Raw genomic sequence first — 3,339 nt, 5'->3', positions numbered from 1 at the left:
GTCTTCCGCGAATCTTACGGCTGTCGACAGCATAGATGGGCCTCAGGCCACCGGCAGCAGGAGGCATCCCAGGCTCCGGCCTCAGGCCCCTGGCCGCCGGGGGCAGCGTTTATTCGTCTGGTTCGGCGAGCAGTTGCAGTCGCCAGTGTTGGGCGGCGGCCTGCCAGAGTTGCCAGCACAGCCAGCCCATGAGCAGCCCGAGCAGCCAGCCGCCGAGGATGTCGACGGGATAGTGCTTGCCGAGGTAGATGCGCGACCAGCCCACGAGGAGCGGCAGCGCGACGATGCCTTTGCGCACGCGCGGCCAGAGCATGGCGGCCATGAACGCCAGCGCGGCGGAGTTTGCGGCGTGGGCCGAGGGGAAGCTGGTGCCGCGTTCGCGGTCCGGGGCCATGTCCGCCGGCAGGCGCAGCCATTTCTCGGACTCCATGTAGTAGGTGCCGCCCACGGCGTTCTCGGGGCGCAGCCGTCCCACGGCGTGCTTGATCTTGTTGCAGGCGAGGTCGGTGGCGCCCATGGTCAGCACCAGCAGCATGAAGTAGACGGTCTGGCTGCGGCCGCGTTTCTTGAAGCGCCAGACGAGCAGCACGGACAGGATGGCGAACAGCAGCGAGCGCAGCGAGAACACCGGCAGCAGCAGGTCGAGCACGGGCGCGCGCCATTCCTGGTTGAGCAGGAGGAGCAGCGCGTGGTCTGCCGGGAGGGTCGGAAACATGGTGGACTCCTTGGGGCCGGGCCTTGCGGGCGGCGAGTGAAACGGGTCACCCCGGCTATGCCCCAGGCGCGTGCGGCTTGTCAAAGGCGGCGATTTCGTTCAAGACTGCGGCCACCGCGACCCCCTGGAGAATGGAAAGAATGCCGCAGGCCCGAATCGCCCTGACCATGCCCCGCCTGGGCCTCTACGGAGGCGCCGAGGGCTTTGGCTGGCGTCTGGCCGAGGCGCTGGCCGCCCAGGGCCACGCGGTGGACTTTCTTTGCGGCCGCGCCGAGGGCGCTCCCCCGGCCGGGGTGACCCCGGTGGCGCTGGGCAGGCCGCCGCTGGGCCGCGCGCTCAAGAACCTCTGGTTCGCCCAGGCCGTGGAACGGCGGCTGAAGCGCGAGGGGTACGACGTGGTCATCGGCCTGGGCCGCACCTGGACCCAGGACATCCTGCGCGTGGGCGGCGGCCCGCAGACCGTGTTCAACCGCCTGACGGAAGCGGCCTACGGCGCCGGCCCGGGGCGGTTGTGGAAGCGCCTGCGCCGGGCCGTCTCGCCCTCCTCCGCCGTCATCTCCTGGCTGGAGGCCCGCCAGTTCGACGCGCCCGAAAGCCGCCACCAGCGCGTGGTCTGCGTGTCGGACCTGGTGCGCGACTGGCTGCTTGAGGCCCACCCGGCCCTTGATCCGGCGCGGGTCGACGTGGTCTACAACCGCCCGGACCTCACCCGCTTCGCGCCGCTGGCGCCTGGGCAGCGGGCCGAGCTGCGCGCCGGGCAGGGCCTTGGCGACGGCGACGTCGTGGTCTGCACCGCGGGTACGAATTTCGCGCTCAAGGGCGTGGGCACCCTCATCCGCGCGCTGACGCTGCTGCCGCCGCATTTCCGTCTGGCCGTGGCCGGGGGGCGCGGGCCGGAGCGCTGGCTGGCGCTGGCCCGGGAGCTCGGCGTGGAGGGCCGCGTGCGCTTCGCGGGCAAGGTGGCGGACATGCGCTCGTTCTACGGCGCGGCGGACGTCTTCGCCCTGCCGACCTACTATGACGCCTGTTCCAACGCCGTGCTGGAAGCGCTCGCCTGCGGCCTGCCGAGCATTTCCAGCTCGCGCAACGGCAGCGCCGTGTTCGTGCCGCAGCGCCACGTCCTGGCCGACCCGGCGGATGCCGAGGGGCTGGCGCGCCTCATTCAGGACGCCGCCGCCGAGAAGGACCGCCCAGCGTTCATCTGGCCCGACGACCGGCCCTGCGGCCTGCAACCCTACCTCGACATGGTGCGCGACCTGCTGGTCCAAAAGGGGGTGACGGCATGAGCGGCCTGCTCGACGTCCTCTTTTTGACCCCCTCGGGCGAGACGCTGCCCAGCGTGCGCTTCCGCGTGCTGCCCTTTGTGGAGGCGGGCCGGACCCAGGGACTGAAGGTCGACTGGACGCGCGCGCCCAAGGCCATCCACAAGCGGCTGTGGTTCCTCCTCACCCTGCCGCAAGCTACGGTCATGGTAATCCAACAGAAGCTCTTCGCGCCCTTTGAGCTTGCGCTCATCCGGCGGCGCTGCCAGCGCCTGGTCTACGACGTGGACGACGCCCTCTGGGCCTTGCACCCGGCGGAAGTGGGCCAGCCGGGCAGCGCCGAGAAGTCGGCCAAGATCGCCCGGCGCTTCGCCGAGACCTGCGCCAGCGTCGACCTCGTCATCGCCGGAAACAGCTACCTGGCCGAGCGCGCGGCAGAGTGCCAGCAGAACATCTTCGTGCTGCCCACGCTCATCGACACGGCCAAGTACACCCCGGCCCCGCCCGACGCCGCCAGCGTGCCGCCCTTCCGCGTGGGCTGGATGGGCACCTCCGGCAACCTCTGGTTCCTGCCCGATGTCCTGCGCGAGCTTGCCCTGCACCGGGAGCGCCTGGACATCCGCGTGGTGGCCGACAAGCCCTTTGAGGGCGAACTGGAGGAGCTGGTGCGCTTCGAGCGCTGGAGCCCCACGTTGGAGCCCGAGCAGCTGCGCGGCTTCCAGTGCGGGCTCATGCCGCTCACCGACGACGAGTACACGCGCGGCAAGTGCGGCTTCAAGATCCTGCAGTACATGGCCAGCGGCGTGGTGCCCATAGCCTCGGCCGTGGGCTTCAACGTCGAGATCATCACCCACGGAGTCGACGGGTTCCTGGTGCGCCAGCCCGGCGACTGGGCCAAGTACATCCTGCGGCTGGCCGACGACCCGGAGCTGCTCGAACGCATGGGCCAGGCCGCGCGCAAGACCGCCGAGCAGCGCTTCAGCCTCGCCGCCCAGACGCCGAACCTGTGGCGGGCGCTCGGCGTGGGGCCAGCGGGAGAATAGCCTCCGGCGGCCAAAGTGCCTGAGGCCCTTTGGAATCCCCAGTAAGCCGAAAGGGCTGTTTCAGGAGGAACCTGAAACAGCCCTTTCGGCTTTCCTGGGATCGGGCAACCACGTTGGAGGTCCCTCTTTCCAAACCCTGTCAACCGGGAATTTTTGTCCTTTTTACGGCCAAAAACGGGTGATTTTTGTCCGGGCCGAATACCGGGGGCACAATGGGCCATTTGCAATGGGCAGCCCGTCCGTTGCGCAAACCCTCAGGAGATGCCCATGCCTCAGCCCTCCCACCTTTCCCTCAAACGCGACCAGCAGGGCCGCATCG

3 protein-coding genes are annotated in these 3,339 nt (G+C 69.5%); 2 read left to right on the top strand and 1 reads right to left on the bottom strand.

The window, feature by feature from the left end; genetic code table 11:
* Positions 1–109 precede the first annotated feature (109 nt).
* On the bottom strand, positions 110–715 hold the full coding sequence (locus tag RDU24_RS15835; protein WP_308736750.1) for a phosphatase PAP2 family protein: 606 nt from the start codon (positions 713–715) through the stop codon (positions 110–112).
* A 140-nt stretch (positions 716–855) separates the two neighbouring features.
* On the opposite strand from RDU24_RS15835, the gene RDU24_RS15830 reads away from it, so the two are divergent.
* Both RDU24_RS15830 and RDU24_RS15825 read left to right on the top strand, forming a co-directional pair.
* Positions 856–2,001: a glycosyltransferase family 4 protein gene (locus tag RDU24_RS15830; protein WP_308736749.1), complete on the top strand. Its 1,146-nt coding sequence runs from the start codon at positions 856–858 to the stop codon at positions 1,999–2,001.
* Entirely contained in the window at positions 1,998–3,020 is a 1,023-nt protein-coding gene (locus RDU24_RS15825; RefSeq protein WP_308736748.1) for a glycosyltransferase, read from the top strand. Before RDU24_RS15830 ends, RDU24_RS15825 begins: the two co-directional genes overlap by 4 nt.
* The last annotated feature ends 319 nt before the right edge of the window (positions 3,021–3,339 follow it).

The sequence above is a fragment of the Humidesulfovibrio sp. genome (genome assembly GCF_031082295.1).
Lineage (GTDB): Bacteria > Desulfobacterota > Desulfovibrionia > Desulfovibrionales > Desulfovibrionaceae > Humidesulfovibrio.
The sequence above is the reverse complement of the archived record's forward strand: the minus strand, read 5'-3'. Positions and strand labels throughout refer to the sequence as shown.